Below are 15,455 nucleotides of genomic sequence, written 5' to 3' on the forward strand. Positions count from 1 at the left end.
GTGAAGCCCTAGCCCTTCCTGCCCCGCCGGAACACGCCGACCAGCTCGACATGAGCGGAATAGCGGAACTGGTCGACCGGCGTCACGGCCTCCAGCGCATAGCCGCCCGCAACCAGAATCGCGGCGTCGCGCGCGAAGCTGCCGGCGTCGCAGGAAACATAGATCACGTCCCTGACCTTCGAGGCCGCCAGCCGCCTGACCTGCGCCTCGGCGCCGGCACGCGGCGGATCGAGCACCACCACGTCGAAGCCGTTGAGTTCATGCTCCAGCAGCGGGCGGCGGAAGAGGTCGCGCGTCTCGGTCGCGATCGGCTTCAGGCCCGGCGTGGCGCCGAAACCCTTCGCCAGCGCCAGCATCGCCGCCTTGTCGCTCTCGATGGCGGTGACCTGCATCCGCTCCGCGATGCGGAAGCTGAACGGGCCGCAGCCGGCGAAGAGATCGGCGGCGCGCCTGCCTTTCGGCAGGGCGGCGGTGACGAGCTCCGCCAGAGTCTCCTCGCCCAGCGCCGTCGCCTGCAGGAAGCCGCCGGCGGCAGGAGCGACCAGCGCCTTGCCCATGCGCTGCAAGGGCGGGCGGCGCTCGACGACGATCTCGCCATGGTTGGAGAGCCGGGCGAGGTCGAGCCGCTCCGCGAGCTGGGTCAGGGCGAGCCTGAGCCTGTCGCCGAGCGGGCCGTGGCCGCGCAGGTCGACATCGAGCCCGGCCTCCGAGGCCGTGATCTGGATGTCGAGCGGCTTGCCGGCGCCGCCCATGCGGCTCGCCAGCATCTGCGCCACGGCCGGCGCGCGGTCGAGGCCCGGCGCCAGCACCGGACAGGCCTCGACCGCGATCAGCTCATGGCTGCGCGCCGCCATGAAGCCGGCGACCATCGCCTCGCCCTGGCGGCGGGCATGGAAGGTGACGCGCCGGCGCCCGGCGCCATGGGCGTCGACCAGATCGCCGACCGGGGCGGCGACGCCGGCATGCTCCAGCGCGGTCACGACCTGCCGGCGCTTCCATTCGCGATAGAGCCCCGGCGCCATGTGCTGGGCGGCGCAGCCGCCGCAGCGGGTGAAAAGCGGGCAGATCGCGGCGATGCGGGATTCGGCCGGCGCGATGATCTCGACGAGCTGGCCGCGCTCGCCATCGACCACGGCGCGCACGGTCTCTCCCGGCAGCGCATAAGGAATAAAGACACTGCCGGACGGCCCCCGCGCGATGCCGTCGCCGCGCTGCCCGAGCCGATCGACGGACAGGATTTCGTTCATGGCGAGCTTCGGAGAAGATTTCTCTCCGGCTTGCGGCTTGGCGACTGGCATTGTTCCGAACTCGGGGCGGGCCGACCGCTTGCTGGTGACCTCTGCAAGGCTTTCGCCTATCAGGTCAGGGACGAATTGGGAAATCCGGCCATGACCATCCGCGCGAAGATCGACCTCAAGGACGGCGTCATCGAAGCCATCGGCAACACGCCGCTGATCAAGTTGCAGAGGGCCTCGGCGGAAACCGGCTGCACCGTCCTCGGCAAGGCCGAATTCATGAATCCCGGCCAGTCGGTCAAGGACCGTGCCGCGCTCGCCATCATCCGCGACGCCGAGGCGAAGGGGCTGCTGAAGCCGGGCGGCGTCATCGTCGAGGGCACGGCGGGCAATACCGGCATCGGCATCGCGCTGGTCGGCAATGCGCTGGGCTATCGCTCGGTCATCGTCATCCCCGAGACGCAGAGCCAGGAAAAGAAGGACATGCTGCGGCTCGCCGGCGCGACGCTGGTCGAGGTGCCGGCCGCGCCCTACGCCAATCCGAACAATTATGTGAAGGTTTCGGGCCGCCTCGCCGAGGAATTGGCGAAGACCGGGCCCAACGGCGCGGTCTGGGCCAACCAGTTCGACAACGTCGCCAACCGGCAGGGCCATCTCGACACCACCGGGCCGGAGATCTGGGAGCAGACGGCCGGCGCGGTCGACGGCTTCATCTGCGCGGTCGGCTCGGGCGGGACGCTCGCCGGCGTCGGCATGGCGCTGAAGGCGCGCAACCCCAAGGTGACGATCGGCCTCGCCGATCCGATGGGCGCCGCGCTCTATTCCTGGTACACGACCGGCGTGCTCAAGGCGGAAGGCTCCTCGATCACCGAGGGCATCGGCCAGGGCCGGATCACCGCCAATCTCGAAGGGCTGACGGTCGACGCCGCCTTCCAGATCCCGGACGCGGAAGCGGTGCGGATCGTCTTCGACCTGCTGGAGCATGAGGGCCTGTGCCTCGGCGGCTCGTCGGGGATCAACGTCGCCGGCGCGATCCGGCTGGCGCAGCGGATGGGGCCGGGCCATACCATCGTGACGGTGCTCTGCGACTACGGCACGCGCTACCAGTCGAAGCTGTTCAACCCGGAGTTCCTGCGCTCGAAGGACCTGCCGATTCCCGGCTGGCTGGAGCGCGACGACCGGGCGCTGAAGCAGGTCATGGCGCGGGTGCTGGCCTGAGCCGGGCCCGCACGGCATCCGCCGGGCGCCGAGCCCCTACCGCAGCGGCCAGACCAGCAGGATCATCGGCACGGCGAGCAGGATGACGATCAGCGAGAGCGGCGCGCCGAGCCGGGCATAATCGCCGAAGCGGTAGCCGCCGGGGCCCATCACCAGCGTGTTGCACTGATGGCCGATCGGCGTGAGGAAGTCGCAGGCCGCGCCGATCGCCACCGCCATCAGGAAGGCGTCGGGATTGTAGTCCAGGTTCCGGGCGAAGCCCGCACCGATCGGCGCCATCACCAGCACGGTCGCCGCGTTGTTGAGGAAGGGCGTCACCGCCATCGCCGCGATCAGGATCAGCGCGACGGCGGCCCAGCCCGGCAGCCCGGCGCCGAACAGCGCCAGCCAGGAGGCGAACAGCTCCGTGGTGCCCGTCGTCCGCAACGAATCGCTGACCGGGATCAGCGCGGCGAGCATGATCAGGATCGGCGCGTCGATGTTGCGATAGGCCTCGCGCAGCGGCACGCAGCGGAAGGCAATGAGCAGCACGGCCGCCGCGAAGAAGACCAGCGGCACCGGCGCGAGCCCGGCTGCCAGCGTCGCCACGGCCGCGAGCGCGATGGCGACGGTCAGCACCACGCGCCGGGTCGAGCCCAGCGGCACGAGGCGGTCCGCCAGCGGCAGCAGGCCCATCTCCGAGAGCTTCTCCGGCAGCAGCTTCTCGTCGCCCTGAATCACCACGACGTCGCCGGCCCGCAGCCGGATGTCGCGCAGCCGCTGGCTGAAGCGCTCGCCGGAACGGCTGATCGCCAGCATGTTGACCCCGAAGCGGGCATGCAGGCCGATATCGCCGGCCGACTGGCCGACCAGCACGGAATCCGGGCCGATGATCGCCTCGGCCGTGCGGTCCGGGTCGAGCGCGTCCTCCTTCTCCGTCGGCCGGTCCTTGCCGATCAGGTCGAGTCCGCCCTCGGCCACGACGCGCTCGAGCAGGGCGGCGTCGCCGCGCAGCAGCAGCAGGTCGCCCGCGCGCAGCCCGGCATCGGGCAAGGGCGCCTTGACGCGGCGCTCGTCGCGCAGGATCTGCACGATCTCGACATTGCCGCCGCCCAGCGCCTTGAGCGCGGCGACGGTCTTGCCCGCCAGCGCCGATTTGGGGCCGAGCCGCGCCTCGGTGAGGTAGTCCTTGATCGCGATGGCCTGGTCGAGCGAGGCGGCGCCGCGCCGGCCGCGCGGCAGGAGCCGGTAGCCGACGCTGAGGAAGGCGCAGCCCGCGAGCGCCACGACGATGCCGACCGGGGCGAAGTCGAACATGCGGAACGGCTCGCCGCCGAGTTCCTGCCGCACGCGGGCGACGATGACGTTCGGCGAGGTGCCGACCAGCGTGACGATGCCGCCGAGCAGCGAGGCGAAGGCCATCGGCATCAGGAAGACGGAGGGGGATTTTCCACCCTTGCGCGCGAGCTGGTAGGCGATCGGTAGCATCATCGCGAGCGCGCCGATGTTCTTGATGATCGCCGACAGGATCGCGACCGAGAAGACCAGCAGCGGCACCTGCCAATGCGTCGAGGCCGTGCCGGAGCCCAGCTTCGAGAACAGCCTTTCGATGATCCGCGAGCGGGCGACCGCGGCGCTCAGCACCAGCGCGCTGCCGACGATGACGACGATGTCGTCGGAGAAGCCCTTGAAGGCCTCGGCGGCGGGGACGAGCCCGAGCGCGACCGCGGCGAGCAGCGCCAGCATCGCGACGATGTCGTAGCGGAGGCGGCCCCAGAGGAAGGCGGCCATCATGCCGGCGACGAGGAGGACGGAGAGAAGCTGCGGCTGGGTCATCCGGATCCTAGATCATCGCGCGTCCTTTCGGACGCGGTAACGATGATCGATCTCATTGTTGGCGCAACGGATTTCTCCGAAAAGCGGATTCCACTTCTCGGTCCGATGCTCTGGCGCAACCGCCCGCAACGCCGCGTCACAGCCAGCGCTTCCAGCGGAAGAACAGATAGGGCAGCACCGCGAAGAGGACCATCGAGACCAGCGCCAGCGGATAGCCCCACCGCCAGTCCAACTCCGGCATGGCCCTGAAGTTCATGCCATAGATCGAGGCGATCAGGGTCGGCGGCATCAGCGCCACCGAGACCACCGAGAACAGCTTGATGATCTTGTTCTGCTCGATCGAGACGAGGCCGAGCGTGGCGTCGAGCATGAATTGCAGCTTGCTGGAGAGGAAGGTCGCGTGCTCCTCGATGGCCTGCACGTCGCGCACCGCCGAGCGCCATTCGGCCGAGAAGCCGGTCGCCGCCTTCTTCGGCCGGTTGTAGTTGGCCGAGAGGAAGAGCAGCACGCGCTCGATCGACATCATGCTCTCGCGGACATTCGAGATGATGTGCTCGTGCTGGCCGATCCGCTGGATCACCACCTGGTAGACGCCGCCCTGCTCGACGTCCTGGGCGCGGCCGGCGAAGATCCGGCGCGAGGCCATGTCGACCTTGTCGCCGACGCCGCGCAGCACCTCGGCGGCGCGGTCGACGATCGCCTCGATCAGCCCGTCGAGCACCGCCTCGGGCTGCCGGCCGCAGCCGCCCGGCTTGGTCGCCCGGTTGAGGAAGATGTTGAAGGCGCCGGGCTCGTCGTAGCGCACGGTGACCAGCGCCTTCTCGGTGAGGATGAAGGTGACGTCGGCCAGCTTCGGAACGATGCTCTCCGACTGGCAGATGACGCGCGCCGTCATGTAGCGGGCGCCGTTCTCGGTGTAGATGATCTCCGAGGGCTCGAGGTCGTGCATCTCCTCGCGCGTCGGAATCTCGATGCCGAGATGCTCCTCGACGCGCCGGTCCTCGTCATGGGTGGGGTTGAGCAGGTCGATCCAGATCGCATCGGCGGGCAAGCTCCCGTCCGAGGCCGCGCTGGCCTGCCGGAGCCTGTCGCCCGAATCCGGGCAGATGCCGTGAATCGTCAGCATGGCGCGAATCTCGCTGCACGGGCGGGATGGGAATCGGCAGGAACTCCGATCCGGGCCGCGTGTCAAACCGATGACGGTGCCTCGTCATGCTACCGTCATTGCGAGCGCAGCGAAGCAATCCGGGAAGGATGGGGCTGAGCGCCGCCCAGTCCCCCTGGGTTGCCTCGTCGCCACGCCCCTCCCCATGACGGCGCGTGGGGCGCCTTGCCTCAGACCCCGCCCTTGACGCCCTGCGGCGGCAGGCTGTCGGCCGGCACGAAGAAGTCCGGCATCAGCGGCACCGAGGGGTCGACGCGATAGGGCGTGAAATCGGTGACGCCCTCGCCGGCCATGAAGCTGTCGTCGATCAGGAAATGGCCGGAGAATTCGCGCGAGGGTTTGCAGAAGATCAGATGCGCGGCGTCGGCCAGGATCTCGGGGGTACGGCTCGCCTGCACCATCTTGTCGCCGCCGAGCAGGTTCTTCACGGCGGCGGTGGCGATGGTGGTGCGCGGCCAGAGCGCGTTGACCGCGATGCCCTTGCGCGCCAGCTCGCCGGAAAGCCCGAGCACGCACAGGCTCATGCCGTATTTGGCGATGGAATAGGCCAGATGCGGCGCGAACCACTGCGTCTTCATGTCGAGCGGCGGCGACAGCATCAGGATATGCGGGTTTTCGGCCTTCTCCAGATGGGGAATGGCGTATTTCGAGACCATGAAGGTGCCGCGCGTGTTGATCTGGTGCATCAGATCGAAGCGCTTCATGTCGGTCGCCTCGGTGTTGGTGAGCTGGATCGCGCTGGCGTTGTTCACGACGATGTCGATGCCGCCGAAGGTCTCGGCCGTCTTGGCGATCGCCCCGGCGACGCTCTCCTCGTCGCGGACATCGACCATCAGCGGCAGGCATGCGCCGCCGGCGGCCTCGATCTCGGCTGCCGCGGTATAGATCGTGCCGGGCAGTTTCGGATGCGGCTCGGCCGTCTTGGCGGCGATGGTGACGTTGGCGCCGTCGCGCGCGGCCCTGAGCGCGATGGCGAGCCCGATGCCGCGCGAGCCGCCGGTGATGAAGAGCGTCTTACCCTTGAGCGACATCGCCGCCTCCCTGTTCGTCCGTGATGGTGAAACGGCCCGGCTGCGAACCGTCCCGGTCGGTGAAGCCGTAGAGGCGCGCCAGATCGGCGACGCGCAGCACCTGCCCGGCATGGCGCGCGACCTGGCGGTCGGCCGCCAGCGCCGCCACGGCGCGGCCGGCATAGAGCGGCGTCTCGGTCGTCTCGGATGCGAGGCCCGCATCGCGGACGCGCTCGGTCAGGACATGGCCGGGCGAGAGGCCGAGCGCGGTGACGCCGAAGGGCGCCAGCTCCGCCGCCATCGCGAAGGTCAGCCGGTTCATCGCCGCCTTGGCGAGGTCGTAGAAGACGTCGCCGAGATAGCCCGAGCCGGTGTCGAAGCCCACCGTGACGATCAGGCCGGAGCGCATCTGCACCATCGCCGGCGCCACCGCGCGGGCAAGCAGGAGCTGGGCATAGACGCCGCTCTCGAAGCTCTCGCCCAGCCGTGCCGCGGGACGGCGCCAGAACGGCGTGCCGTAGCCGGAGCCGTCGGGGTAGCGCTCGCCGTCATAGCCCTCGTTGCCGCCCCAGACGGCATCGACGACGCAGTCCAGCCGGCCGAAGCGGCGCAGACACCAGGAGACCAGCCCGTCGACATCGCGCTCGCGGGTGTGGTCGCAGCGATAGGGATGGCCCTTGCCGCCGGCCGCCTCGACCTCGCGGGCGGCGTCCTCGAAGGTCTCGGGCCGCTGGTCGGTGCGCGGCCCGGCCTCGCTGGAGCGGCCGGTGACGACGACCGTCGCGCCGGCCGCGCCCAGCGCCGCGGCGATGCCGCGCCCGAGCCCGCGCGAGGCGCCCGCGACGAGGCAGATGCGGCCGGCGAGGGACGGCGGGACGGTGTTCATGCCGACCCCCCCGAGCCTGATAGGCTCCCTCGCTCCATCCCAGCGTCGTCGTCCCGGACAAGCCGCGCCAGCGGCGCCGATCCGGAATCCATGCCTGAACCTTTGCCGGAGACGCTCAGGCATGGATCCCGGGTCTCCGCTTCGCTGCGCCCGGGATGACCCGCATGGGTGGAAAGGAAATCGGCTAGCCACGAACCGACCGCTGCTCTATAGCCCCCCTCCCCCCGAACCGGAGCAGAGCCATGGACAGCGCCGATGCCGCCTCCTTCTGGGAGGCCAATGCCGAAACCTGGACGGCGCATGCGCGCGCCGGATACGACCTCTATCGCGACGGCCTGAACACGCCCGCCTTCCTGGCCGACCTGCCGCCGATCGCGGGGCTGTGCGGCCTCGACATCGGCTGCGGCGAAGGCGGCAACACCCGCAAGCTGGCGCAGGCGGGAGCCCGCATGTCCGCCATCGACATGGCGCCGACCTTCGTGCGGCACGCGCGCGAAGCCGAGGACGCGCAGCCGCTCGGCATCGCCTATCGCGAAGCCGACGGCACCGCCCTGCCCTTCGCGGATGCCAGCTTCGACTTCGCCACCGCCTTCATGTCGCTGATGGACATGCCCCGGCAGGATCGTGCCCTGGGCGAGGCGGCGCGGGTGCTGAAGCCCGGCGGCTTCCTGCAGTTCTCGATCCTGCATCCCTGCTTCGCACCGCCCTATCGCAAGGTGCTGCGCGAGGCGGACGGCAGCATCCGCGCGATCGAGGTCGGGCGCTATTTCGACGGCGTCGACGGCGAGATCGAGACCTTTCGCTTCGGCGCCGCGCCGGCCGAGGTCAAGGCGGCGGTCAAGCCGTTCCGCGTGCCGCGCTTCCATCGCACCCTGAGCGAATGGGTTGCGATGATCGTCGCGGCCGGGCTCGCCATCGAGCATATGGCCGAGCCCCGCGTCGATGCGCAGACGGCGCGGGCGGTGCCCTATCTCGCCGATACGCGGGTCGCGCCGCTGTTCCTGCATATCCGCGCACGCAAAGGCGCGCCGGCCTGAACGAGGCCGCCAGCCATTCACGCCGCGAAGACCGCCGCCGCATCGGCGATGGCGCCGGCGCCCTCCGTCACGGCGAGCTCGAGGGCCGGCGCCTCGGCCGCGAGATATTCGGCATAGAAGCGGGCGGTGGCGAGGTCGCCGGCGCTCTCCGCCTCCGAGCGGGTCGCGAGCGCCTTCCTCGCCAGCCCGGTGCCGCCCTGCGCGAGCGCGAAGAGCTTGAGATAGGGCGTCGCGCCGGCCAGGGCGTCGGCCGGAGCCGCGCCGAGCGCCGCCTGCATCCACTGCGTCGCGCGCTCCAGCGCGTCGACGGCCGCGCCGAGCCGCGCCGCGGCATGGCCGAAGCCCGGCGTGTTGGCGCGCTCGACCTCGGCGACGATGCCGCGCATCTCGGCGATCAGCGCCTTGACCGCCTCGCCGCCGGACAGGGGCAGCTTGCGGGTGACGAGGTCGATCGCCTGGATGCCGTTGGTGCCCTCGTAGATCGCGGCGATGCGGGCGTCGCGCAGATGCTGGGCCGCGCCGGTCTCCTCGATGAAGCCCATGCCGCCATGGACCTGCACGCCGGTCGAGGCGACGTCGATGCCGATATCGGTGGAATAGGCCTTGGCGATGGGGGTGAGGATGGCGGCGCGCTCGGCCGCCGCCTTGCGCCTGCCCTCGTCGGCCTCGCGATGCGAACGGTCGAGCGCCTCGGCGACCTGATAGGAGATGGCGCGGGCGGCCTGCGTCTTGGCGCGCATGTCCATCAGCATGCGGCGCACATCCGGGTGGACGATGATCGGGCTCATCGGGGCGCCCTTCGGCGCGTCGAGCGCGGTGCCCTGCCTGCGCTCATGAGCGAAGGCCAGCGCCTGCTGATAGGCGCGCTCGGCGATGGCGACGCCCTGCAGCGCGACGTTGAGCCGGGCATTGTTCATCATCGTGAACATGCAGGCGAGGCCGCGATTCTCCTCGCCGATCAGCCAGCCGATCGCGCCGCCATTGTCGCCGAAAGCCATGGAGCAGGTCGGCGAGGCGTGGATGCCGAGCTTGTGCTCGATGCCGGAGCAGCGCAGGTCGTTATGCGCGCCGAGCGAGCCGTCGGCATTGACCAGGTATTTCGGCACCAGGAAGAGCGAGATGCCGCGCGTGCCGGCAGGAGCGTCGGGCAGGCGCGCCAGCACCAGATGGACGATGTTGTCCGTCAGGTCGTGCTCGCCATAGGTGATGAAGATCTTCTGGCCGGTGATGCGATAGGTGCCGTCCCCGGCGCGCTCGGCCTTGCTGCGCAGCGCGTTGAGGTCGGAGCCGGCCTGCGGCTCGGTCAGGTTCATCGTGCCCATCCACTCGCCCGAGACGAGCTTGGCGAGATAGGTCTCCTTGAGGTGCTCGGAGCCATGGGCATGCAGCGCCTCGATGGCCCCGACCGTCAGCAGCGGGCCGAGCGCGAAGGCGAAGGCGGCCGAGTTCCACATCTCGATGCAGGCCGATTGCAGCAGCGCCGGCAGGCCCTGCCCGCCATAGGCCTCGGGCGCCGGCAGCGCGTTCCAGCCGGCCTCGGCCCAGGCCTTGTAGGCTTCCTTCCAGCCCGGCGGGGTGGTGACGGCGCCGTCCTTCAGCTTCGAGCCGTTGAGATCACCGACACGGTTCAGCGGCGCGATGACGTCCGCGGCGAATTTCGCCGCCTCGTCGAGCACCGCCTCCGCGACGCCGCCCTCGAGCTCGGGCGCCAGCCCGTCGGCGATCAGCCGGTCGAGGCCGGCGACATGGCGCAGGGTCGCCAGCATGTCCGAAACCGGGGCGCGATAGCTCATCGATCATCTCCTTGGGGCCGCTGCCGGACCGAAACGCCGCCGCGCCCCGCTTTTGCCGTTGCCGCGATGGTAGCGAGGAACTATCGCCTATGCCACGCGCAGACGAGCGCGACCTTCGTCCCGTATCGCGCCGCCGGCGAGTTAGTTTATGTATAAACCATATCCGGTCAATCTCGCTTGAATCAGCAACCTTCCTCTTCCCGCCCGACCAGGCGCCTCGCCGCCGACGCCGCCGGAATCGCCGAGGCGGCGGCGCTGCTGCGGGCGGGCGGGCTCGTCGCCCTGCCGACCGAGACCGTCTACGGCCTCGCGGCCGACGCCACCTCCGGCGCCGCCGTCGCCGGCATCTACGCCGCCAAGGAGCGGCCGAGCTTCAACCCGCTGATCGCGCATCTGCCCGATCTGGCGAGCGCCCGCCGGCAGGGGCTGTTCGACGCCCATGCGCTGGCGCTGGCGCAAGCCTTCTGGCCGGGGCCGCTGACGCTGGTGGTGCCGGCCGCTCCCGGCTGCACGGTGAGCGACCTCGCCCGGGCGGGCCTCGCCACCGTGGCGCTGCGCGTCCCGGCCCATCCCGTCGCGCATGCGGTGCTGGCGGCGGCCGGGCGGCCGATCGCGGCGCCCTCCGCCAACCGCTCCGGCCGGATCAGCGCCACGAGCGCCGAGGATGCCCTCGCCGATCTCGGCGGGCGCATCGACGCCGTGCTCGACGCCGGCTCGACCAAGGTCGGGGTCGAATCGACCATCGTCGCCTGCCTCGACGGCGCGCCGCGCCTGCTGCGTCCCGGCGGGGTGCCGCGCGAGGCCATCGAGCACGCGATCGGGCGCCCGCTGGCGATCGCCGGCGACGCCGGCCATGCGCCGATCTCGCCCGGCCTGCTGGCCTCCCATTACGCCCCGGCGGCGCGCGTCAGGCTCGATGCCGAGGCGCCGCGCGACGGCGAGGCCTGGCTCGGCTTCGGCCCCGACCGGCAGGACCATCCGCAGGCGCTCAATCTGAGCCCGAGCGGCGACCTGCGCGAGGCGGCGGCCCATCTCTTCGGCTATCTGCGCCGCCTCGACGCAAGCGGGCCGGCGACCATCGCGGTCGCCCGCATTCCCGAGCAGGGGCTGGGCGAGGCGATCAACGACCGGCTGCGCCGCGCGGCCGCACCACGATAGCGCGGTCATCCGGGGCGAGCGGAGGAAGACCCGGGGATGACCGGGCCATTCGGCCAAGGCACAGCATGGTCAACTTGCATCGATGCAAGATATCGGCTTGCGTTGCGGCGGGAGAAGACGCGCCATGGCTTCCAAGCTCGCCTGGGACGATTTCCGCCTGGTCAAGGCGATCAGCGACCATGGCGGGCTGACCGGCGCCGCCACGGCGCTGTCGGTCAATCACTCCACCGTGTTCCGGCGCCTCGGCCAGATCGAGGAGATGGTCGGGATGCCGCTCTTCGAGCGGCGCAAGACCGGCTATGTCGCGACCGTCGCCGGCGCCGAGATGGCGGCGCTGGCCGGCCGGATGGAGGAGGACGTCTCCGCCTTCTCCCGCCGCCTCGCCGGGCGCGACGTCGCCCCCTCCGGCGAGGTCAGGGTCACGACCACCGACACGCTGCATCTGCATCTGCTGCTGCCGATCTTCGCCGGTTTCCGGCAGGCGCATCCGGGGATCCGGCTCGATGTCGTGATCGGCAACCAGGCGCTCAACCTGTCCAAGCGCGACGCGGATGTCGCGATCCGCGCCAGCGACACGCCGGGCGAGACGCTGGTCGGGCGGCGCGTCGCCACCCTCGCCTGGGCGATCTACGGCCGGGCCGCCGAAGGCGCGACGGCGGAACAGGCCGACCCCGCCGCGCTCTACCGGCGCGACTGGGTCGCGCTCGGCGACCAGCTCGCCCATGTGAAGGCGGCGCGCTTCGTGCGCGAGCATGTCGCGCCCGAGCGGATCGCGCTGAAGAGCTCCGCCGTGCTCGGCATCACCGAGGCGGTCGAGCTGGGGCTCGGCATCGGTCCCCTGCCCTGCTTCATCGCCGACCGGCGGCCGGGGCTGATGCGCCTGATGCCGCCCAATCCCGATTTCGCGACGGGGCTGTGGGTGCTGACCCATCCCGATATCCGCCATGTGCCCCGCGTGCGGGCCTTCATGGACTATTGCTTCGGCGAACTGATGCGGCAGAGGGCGCTGATCGAGGGCTCCGGGTAGCGCGGCGATTGCCGCGACGGCCGACGAGGTCGCAGCGGCGGGCGAGCCGCCGCCGCAACCCCGTCGCCCATGCGGCGAGCCCCTTCCGGATCAGGCCGGCTGCGCCTGCGGCCGCTCGACCGGGCGCTCGACGATCGGCAGGTTGATCAGCGCCGAGGCGATGCCGAGCGCCACCGAGAGCCACCAGACGAACTGGTAGTTGCCCATCGATTCATAGAGGACGCCGCCGAGCCAGACGCCGAGGAACCCGCCGACCTGATGCGAGAAGAAGGCGAAGCCATAGAGCATCGCCATGTATTTCGTGCCGAACATCAGCATGACCAGCGAGGAGGTCGGCGGCACCGTGGAAAGCCAGAACAGGCCGATGACCACGCCGAAGGTCAGCGCCGTCAGCGGGCTCGCCGGGATCAGGATGAAGGCGGCGATCGCGACGGCGCGGCCGAAATAGATCCAGGCGAGAAGATGACGCTTCGGCATCCGGGTCGAGAGCCAGCCCGAGGAGAGCGAGCCCGCGGCATTGGCCAGCCCGATCACGGCGAGCGTCCAGCCGCCGACCCAGGCCGGCAGGCCGGTGTCGCGCAGATAGGCCGGCATGTGGACGGTGATGAAGGCGAGCTGGAAGCCGCAGGTGAAGAAGCCGAGCACGAGCAGCACGTAGCTGCGGTGCCGGAAGGCCTCGGTCAGCGCCTGCATCACCGTCTGGTTGGGCAGGCTCGCGGCGGCCGCGCCGGCTCCCGGCCCGAGCTTGCGCGTCGCCAGGATGACCGAGATCGGCAGCACCGGCAGCAGCGTCATGGCGAAGACCACCAGCGCCTGCTGCCAGCCGAGCGTATCGATCAGGATGTTGCCGATCGGCGGGAACAGGAACTGGCCGAAGGAGCCGGCCGCCGTGCCGGCGCCGAAGGCCATCGGCCGCCACTGCTCCGGCAGGAGCTTGCCGAAGGCGGCGAGGACGAGATTGAACGAGCAGGCGGAGAGACCGAAGCCGATCAGCACGCCGGCGCCGAGATGGAGCTGGAGCGGCGTCGTCGCATAGGCCATGACGACGAGGCCGGCGGCATAGAGCAGCGCGCCGACGCAGAGCACCCGCACCGTGCCGTAGCGGTCGGCGATGGCGCCGGCGAAGGGCGCGCCGAGGCCCCAGAGCAGGTTCTGGATCGCCAGGGCCAGGCCGAAGATGTCGCGGCCCCAGTGGAACTGCAGCGTCATCGGGATCTGGAACAGGCCCGCGCTGGCCCGCGGCCCGAAGGTGATCAGCGCGATCAGGCAACCGGCCGCGACGATGATCTCCGGCGCGTAGCTGCGCGCCGGTCTGGCGCTTGCCGGGGTGGAGCTCATGCATTTCTCCGAGATGGCGACTGTGTGGCTACACGTTAACGGCTCGGCCCGGCTGCAACCAGCGCGTTTTCGTGAAACCCGACATCACGGCCGCGATATGGGTGACCACGCCACAGCCGTCCTTGCGAGCACAGCGAAGCAATCCAGGGGGCTGGGCGAGACGTTCAACCCGGTGCCCTGGACCGCTTCGTCGCCTTGCTCCGCGCAACGACGGCGAGGGCGATCGGAGCGAAGAACGCTCCGTCGTTAACCGCCGCTCAACCTTACCGAGGCGATAACGGATTCCAACGAGGACACGGGGAATCGCCGGCCGTCTTCGGTTCCGTGTCGCCGGGACGGGTGCGTCGTTTTGAGTCATTTGCGTCTTCACAGACGGAAGCGGGGCGGACGGGCGCCGGGGCTCAGATGGGCCGCGGCCACGGCCGCGCCCTGGGCGCTGTCGGTCGGGCTGCTGGTGTCCTTCACCGCCTCGGCCGGGCAGAATTTCGGGCCGACCGGCCTGCCCTCCAGCCTGATTCCGCGCAGCATGCCCGGCCCCGCCTCGGAGCTGGCCGAAGGCCCTTCGATGCTGGTGGCGGCGAGCGCCTTCCGCCTGCCGGGGCTGGCGCTGACCTCGGCGATCGTGCGGACGAGCCTGTCCTTCGAGGATCCGGAGCGGCGCATCGTGGTCGATCCGCGGCAGCCGCGCGAGGACCTGAAGCGTTCGGCGAGCGGCTTCCCGGAGGTCGACCGCACCGCCAAGGGCGACATGCTGCCGAGCCTGCGGCCGGGGCTGACCGGCCAGCCCTCCCTCGAATTGGAGCAGGTCGTCTTCGGCGACACGCAGCCCCGGCTCATCTCGGGCGGCTTCTCGCTCGACGCGATGCGCGCGGCCGAGGCGGTGGACGGGCCGCCGCGCAATTTCGAGCCCTATCCCTTCGACGAGGGGCTGACCGACCCGGCCCTGTCGGAGTCCTCGCCGGTCTCGCCGAAGCCGCGGATCACCTCCGCCCGGCAGGCGGAGCTCTATCTCGACAGCATCGACGGTTCCTCGCCGGCCGTGCCGGTCGCCTTGCAGAACGGCTCCTCGACACCGCGCTCCGCCATCGCCATGGCGGAGCTGACGCCGCCCGCCCTGCCGCCGCATGGCGCGCAGCCGGAGCAGATCGCCCTGACATCCGCCCCCGCCAGCCGGGACCTGCGCCTCGCGGCGCCGGGCGTGCGGCAGAGCTATGCCGGGCTGATCGCACCGGAGAACATGGCCCGCGAGCAGCGCTGCCTCGCCGAGGCGGTCTATTTCGAGGCCCGCTCGGAATCGGCCGAGGGCCAGGCCGCCGTCGCGCAGGTGGTGCTGAACCGGGTGAAGAGCGGGCTCTATCCGAACAGCGTCTGCGGCACGGTCTACCAGAACGCCAACCGCTACCTCTCCTGCCAGTTCACCTTCGCCTGCGAGGGCAAGTCGCTGCGCATCACCGAGCCCGGACCCTGGCGCGACGCCGTGCGCATCGCCCGCGAGGTCTATGAGGGCACGACCTATCTCGCCGAGGTCGGCGCCTCGACGCATTATCACGCGCGCTATGTCAGGCCCTACTGGGCGAAGCGGCTGAAGAAGATGGACACCATCGGCCAGCACGTCTTCTACCAGCTCCGCCCCGGCCAGACCTGAACGGAATCGCCAGCGATTCCAGGTCGTTGAACGCAAGATCGGGCCGCACCCGCCGCGCCGCGGATGTGGTTAATTTTACCTTGTTTCAGCGTTTACCTTGCGTTCATCACCCGGAGCGGGCTTCCTGA

13 protein-coding genes are annotated in these 15,455 nt (G+C 70.4%); 5 read left to right on the plus strand and 8 right to left on the minus strand.

Features of this window, described 5'->3' with window-relative positions:
• Positions 1-8: 8 nt before the first annotated feature.
• Entirely contained in the window at positions 9-1,247 is a 1,239-nt protein-coding gene (locus ACWH43_RS16635) for a class I SAM-dependent RNA methyltransferase (protein WP_158443884.1), read from the minus strand.
• Between the two features lie 141 nt (positions 1,248-1,388).
• Here ACWH43_RS16635 and ACWH43_RS16640 point away from each other — a divergent pair, with 141 nt between their 5' ends.
• Positions 1,389-2,453, plus strand: a complete 1,065-nt coding sequence (locus tag ACWH43_RS16640) for a cysteine synthase A (protein WP_375796995.1) — start codon at positions 1,389-1,391, stop codon at positions 2,451-2,453.
• Positions 2,454-2,489: 36 nt separating this feature from the next.
• On the opposite strand, the gene ACWH43_RS16645 is transcribed toward ACWH43_RS16640, so the two are convergent.
• From ACWH43_RS16645 to ACWH43_RS16660, 4 genes are all read right to left on the minus strand, one after another.
• On the minus strand, positions 2,490-4,268 hold the full coding sequence (locus tag ACWH43_RS16645) for an SLC13 family permease (protein ID WP_158443883.1): 1,779 nt from the start codon (positions 4,266-4,268) through the stop codon (positions 2,490-2,492).
• A 136-nt stretch (positions 4,269-4,404) separates the two neighbouring features.
• Complete coding sequence (locus tag ACWH43_RS16650) at positions 4,405-5,394, minus strand: magnesium transporter CorA family protein (protein ID WP_158443882.1); 990 nt, start codon at positions 5,392-5,394, stop codon at positions 4,405-4,407.
• A gap of 209 nt (positions 5,395-5,603) precedes the next feature.
• Entirely contained in the window at positions 5,604-6,464 is an 861-nt protein-coding gene (locus ACWH43_RS16655; RefSeq protein WP_158443881.1) for an SDR family oxidoreductase, read from the minus strand.
• Complete coding sequence (locus ACWH43_RS16660) at positions 6,448-7,329, minus strand: SDR family NAD(P)-dependent oxidoreductase (RefSeq protein ID WP_158443880.1); 882 nt, start codon at positions 7,327-7,329, stop codon at positions 6,448-6,450. The genes ACWH43_RS16655 and ACWH43_RS16660 overlap by 17 nt, the downstream gene beginning before the upstream one ends.
• Before the next feature lie 242 nt (positions 7,330-7,571).
• Between ACWH43_RS16660 and ACWH43_RS16665 the strand changes: the two genes are divergently transcribed.
• A complete protein-coding gene (locus ACWH43_RS16665) occupies positions 7,572-8,366 on the plus strand; it encodes a class I SAM-dependent methyltransferase (protein ID WP_158448218.1) in 795 nt (264 codons plus the stop codon).
• A 17-nt stretch (positions 8,367-8,383) separates the two neighbouring features.
• Here ACWH43_RS16665 and ACWH43_RS16670 read toward each other — a convergent pair whose 3' ends face one another.
• Positions 8,384-10,159: an acyl-CoA dehydrogenase gene (locus ACWH43_RS16670; protein ID WP_158443663.1), complete on the minus strand. Its 1,776-nt coding sequence runs from the start codon at positions 10,157-10,159 to the stop codon at positions 8,384-8,386.
• Positions 10,160-10,336: 177 nt separating this feature from the next.
• On the opposite strand from ACWH43_RS16670, the gene ACWH43_RS16675 reads away from it, so the two are divergent.
• Both ACWH43_RS16675 and ACWH43_RS16680 read left to right on the plus strand, forming a co-directional pair.
• The gene (locus tag ACWH43_RS16675; RefSeq protein WP_448153548.1) at positions 10,337-11,317 is read left to right on the plus strand and encodes an L-threonylcarbamoyladenylate synthase; all 981 of its coding nucleotides are present in this window, start codon (positions 10,337-10,339) and stop codon (positions 11,315-11,317) included.
• 124 nt (positions 11,318-11,441) lie between these two features.
• Positions 11,442-12,344 (plus strand): LysR family transcriptional regulator, encoded by a 903-nt coding sequence (locus ACWH43_RS16680; RefSeq protein WP_158443661.1) that lies wholly within the window; start codon positions 11,442-11,444, stop codon positions 12,342-12,344.
• A gap of 90 nt (positions 12,345-12,434) precedes the next feature.
• On the opposite strand, the gene ACWH43_RS16685 is transcribed toward ACWH43_RS16680, so the two are convergent.
• A complete protein-coding gene (locus tag ACWH43_RS16685; RefSeq protein ID WP_158443660.1) occupies positions 12,435-13,682 on the minus strand; it encodes an MFS transporter in 1,248 nt (415 codons plus the stop codon).
• A 366-nt stretch (positions 13,683-14,048) separates the two neighbouring features.
• A complete protein-coding gene (locus tag ACWH43_RS16690; RefSeq protein ID WP_260348037.1) occupies positions 14,049-14,210 on the minus strand; it encodes a hypothetical protein in 162 nt (53 codons plus the stop codon).
• Between ACWH43_RS16690 and ACWH43_RS16695 the strand changes: the two genes are divergently transcribed.
• Entirely contained in the window at positions 14,209-15,327 is a 1,119-nt protein-coding gene (locus ACWH43_RS16695) for a cell wall hydrolase (RefSeq protein WP_260348038.1), read from the plus strand. The genes ACWH43_RS16690 and ACWH43_RS16695 overlap by 2 nt on opposite strands.
• Positions 15,328-15,455: the final 128 nt, after the last annotated feature.

The sequence above is a fragment of the Allobosea minatitlanensis genome (assembly GCF_964020775.1).

Excerpts from the sequence above, each read along its gene's own strand:
- ACWH43_RS16695 (WP_260348038.1), top strand. The coding sequence starts at position 14,209 with ATGCCCGGCCCCGCCTCGGAGCTGGCCGAAGGCCCTTCGATGCTGGTG.
- ACWH43_RS16650 (WP_158443882.1), bottom strand. The coding sequence starts at position 5,394 with ATGCTGACGATTCACGGCATCTGCCCGGATTCGGGCGACAGGCTCCGG.
- ACWH43_RS16635 (WP_158443884.1), bottom strand. The coding sequence starts at position 1,247 with ATGAACGAAATCCTGTCCGTCGATCGGCTCGGGCAGCGCGGCGACGGC.
- ACWH43_RS16665 (WP_158448218.1), top strand. The coding sequence starts at position 7,572 with ATGGACAGCGCCGATGCCGCCTCCTTCTGGGAGGCCAATGCCGAAACC.
- ACWH43_RS16670 (WP_158443663.1), bottom strand. The coding sequence starts at position 10,159 with ATGAGCTATCGCGCCCCGGTTTCGGACATGCTGGCGACCCTGCGCCAT.
- ACWH43_RS16690 (WP_260348037.1), bottom strand. The coding sequence starts at position 14,210 with ATGCTGCGCGGAATCAGGCTGGAGGGCAGGCCGGTCGGCCCGAAATTC.
- ACWH43_RS16640 (WP_375796995.1), top strand. The coding sequence starts at position 1,389 with ATGACCATCCGCGCGAAGATCGACCTCAAGGACGGCGTCATCGAAGCC.
- ACWH43_RS16660 (WP_158443880.1), bottom strand. The coding sequence starts at position 7,329 with ATGAACACCGTCCCGCCGTCCCTCGCCGGCCGCATCTGCCTCGTCGCG.
- ACWH43_RS16645 (WP_158443883.1), bottom strand. The coding sequence starts at position 4,268 with ATGACCCAGCCGCAGCTTCTCTCCGTCCTCCTCGTCGCCGGCATGATG.
- ACWH43_RS16680 (WP_158443661.1), top strand. The coding sequence starts at position 11,442 with ATGGCTTCCAAGCTCGCCTGGGACGATTTCCGCCTGGTCAAGGCGATC.
- ACWH43_RS16685 (WP_158443660.1), bottom strand. The coding sequence starts at position 13,682 with ATGAGCTCCACCCCGGCAAGCGCCAGACCGGCGCGCAGCTACGCGCCG.
- ACWH43_RS16655 (WP_158443881.1), bottom strand. The coding sequence starts at position 6,464 with ATGTCGCTCAAGGGTAAGACGCTCTTCATCACCGGCGGCTCGCGCGGC.